The 2,870-nt window shown below is 46.5% G+C and carries 3 protein-coding genes; 1 reads left to right on the forward strand and 2 read right to left on the reverse strand.

Annotated features, from left to right (window positions below; genetic code table 11):
• Positions 1-302, reverse strand: a 302-nt coding sequence (locus HQK80_13085) for a hypothetical protein (GenBank protein ID MBF0223138.1), incomplete at its 3' end; no start/stop codon positions are given.
• A gap of 3 nt (positions 303-305) precedes the next feature.
• Complete coding sequence (locus tag HQK80_13090; protein ID MBF0223139.1) at positions 306-1,988, reverse strand: TolC family protein; 1,683 nt, start codon at positions 1,986-1,988, stop codon at positions 306-308.
• An 18-nt stretch (positions 1,989-2,006) separates the two neighbouring features.
• Between HQK80_13090 and HQK80_13095 the strand changes: the two genes are divergently transcribed.
• Complete coding sequence (locus HQK80_13095) at positions 2,007-2,708, forward strand: hypothetical protein (GenBank protein ID MBF0223140.1); 702 nt, start codon at positions 2,007-2,009, stop codon at positions 2,706-2,708.
• The last annotated feature ends 162 nt before the right edge of the window (positions 2,709-2,870 follow it).

Here is a 2,870-nt window from a genome sequence, read left to right on the forward strand (position 1 = left end):
CGACTGTTTGCTTCAAGTGTTTTAGTGGCTTCCAAAAGCTCTGCTTCTGATTTTTTAAGTTCTGCGGCATACATTTGACAATCAAAAACAATAAGTTCTTGCCCCTTGGCAAAGCGATCTCCGAAATCAATGGTAATTCCCTGGATGCTGGCGGAAATTTCACCGGAGAAGATGGTTTCCACCTCAGGAATAATCAGGACGCGTACAGCACCATTGTTTTCGAGGGCTGATGCGTGTGATGACAGACATAGAGATAAAACTGCGATATGTATGAAAAGACGGGTGATTGTTAAATAACGCATGTCTTAGTTGAAGGTACGGACAGACAGTGGAGATGATAATTTAACTTTTACGCCGGGATCTGCAACCGGGGCGGTAACGTCCCGGCGATACCAGGAGGGAGTCTGCCGCAAACCAGTTGATTTAACCTGAACGCGGACGGGGCTGTCTTCGCTATCATCCAATAGTCGTTGTCGTAGTATATCACTTGCATCTGGAGCAGAACGTAGGCTTATTTCAAAAGAGTCCATATCAATTTCTTCGGTATTCAAATCTTCGGCCTTTGCTTTATTGTCTCTGACGATGACTCTTGTTTTGGTCATGTCGGATATCCTTCGTTCCTCTCTACTTGGTCGCGAGAAGTCAACGGTATCATCTAATAGACTATTAACAGAGGCATTTTGCTGAGATGCACGAAAAACTGGATTACGAAAAAGGTCACGAGAATCAGTTTCTTTCGGCAGTGACAGATCACTTAAGTCAAAACTTGACTCCGGCAGTCCGGCAATTAATGGTTCCTGGCTGTCATCGCCTGCAGAGGCCGGGTTGAGTTGATCCTGCCAGCTTTCAATGGATTGTTTAATGGCGGATGCCAAAGTTGTAATATCTGTGGATTCCACCTGGGCAGGAATGATGTCGGTGCCAAGTGTGTTATATATCCGCCCGACAGAATTCTGCAACTCAGCATAGGCGTTGTAGTGCCGCATTTTGGCAATCAGGACGTTTGTCATGCTCTTTATCTGGTCAAGTTCGTTGGCGGTGCCAGCCGTTTTTTCGGCTTCTATCTGGGTGTTTAACTGATGGCTGATATTATCCAGGTGACGGGAAACAGTATACTCTTTTTTGGCAAGACCGAAACGCTGGTAAGCGAGATTGACCTGAACCAGTATCGCCATACTGACAGCCTGCCTGCGAAGGGTATCAACTCCGACCTGCGCCTTGGCAGCTTTAATTGATTGCGGTCCGGAAAAAAGCTTCACAATATTTTGAGAAACAGCGGCTCCTGCATCCCACCAGGTCTGGTTATACAAAAAATCTGTGCTATCATATTTGGGGCTCACCGTCAAATTGAGTCCCGACAGCATTTCTAAAAGGGATTTTCGAATTTCAACAGTGCTGATTCTGACACGGTAATCTTCTTCTCTGAGTTCCGGCCTGTAAATAAGGGCCATTTTTTCAAGTTCTGGTAGTGGGGCACTAAACACCGGCACTTCAGGGAAAGACCAGTCTTCCTCGGTTAATTTGTACTCAATGCCAGGGGGAAGGTTCATTAAGGAGGCCAGTTCGACTTTAGCCGGCGTGAGGTTTTGGATAATGCTCCAAAGCAGGCGAATATTTTCCAGCAAAGCCTTCTGGTACTCCAAGGACTCTTTTGGAGACTGCAGGCGTTCTTCTGCAATGAGCCTCGAATGTTTCAGAGCGATTTTAGTCTGGTTAAGAAGGCCGAACATGTCCTGAATTAACTTTTCTGAGCTTACAGCTCGCCAGTAAGCGTAGCGTACGTCCTGCAGTATATTCTGGATGACTTTACGCCGTCGCTCTTCAACGATTAAGACGCGATCAGCCTGTTGTTTGGCCCTGGCATAACTTACGCCGAAATCAAGCACATTCCACATAATCGATATGTCGGCAGTCCAGCTGACACTTCCGGTGCAAACAGCGGGGGGACAACTGCCTTCAGTTCCACTATCGCCACCGCCATTATTCATGTTGATCCAAGACCGCCGGTGATTACCGCACCAATTGTTACTTCTCCAGCGCCCCCGGTTATTAGTGATGAGCTGATTACCACCAGTCATATTCAAACAACCAAAACAGTTGTTGAAGATACCCAGACTGCTACTGAGCAGCTTATGGAGGAGGAAAATCTCTTTGAAGAGCCTGTTGCCTTAACCGGGGGGACAAAGCCGGTCAGTTCTGATGGCCTAATTCGTTACCAGGCTACTAGTCAGTCGCTGCAAGACAGCAACACCACCCTTAATCAGATTACTCTCGATCTGGAGGCACTTAACAAGAATAATCAAGAGATAACAGCGCCGCTGGTAGAACAGGTTGAACCAGCCGTTGAACCTGATGTACAGCCGGTTACCTTTGAGCAACCAGTTACACCCAAGGGCTTAACGCCAGACGAAAAGCCTGTCAGCGATGGCAATCTTGCCCCCGAAGAAAACCTCGATTCAGATAACACCGATGCCAAACAGGAATCAATCAATGAAGAACAGTCAACACTTGAGCTACAAGCAGTTCCAGCTCCTATTTTGCGTGGACCTGACAAGCAGACAGCGGTTGAAAATAAACAGGCTGACGCAAAAGTTGAGTCATCTTCCTTCTCTGACCAGGTGGATAGAGCCGCCAATAGCTTCGATGTGGAACGAAGCGAAATAATGAAGGTAATGAACGATGTTTACAATCTTCTGCAATGTCAGTAATTAACGGTGAAGTTATACGATCTCGCGTAGCACAAACCCCTTCGCTTCGTAACTTAAGCGCAATGAGGCTCATGCTCGCCCAAAAGTTATACTTTTTCATGTTTTTAGGCCACTGAACCACACGGAATGACACGGAAATTAAAATCAGTTTTTCAGATTAAA

The organism is Desulfobulbaceae bacterium (assembly GCA_015231515.1).
Lineage (GTDB): Bacteria > Desulfobacterota > Desulfobulbia > Desulfobulbales > VMSU01 > JADGBM01.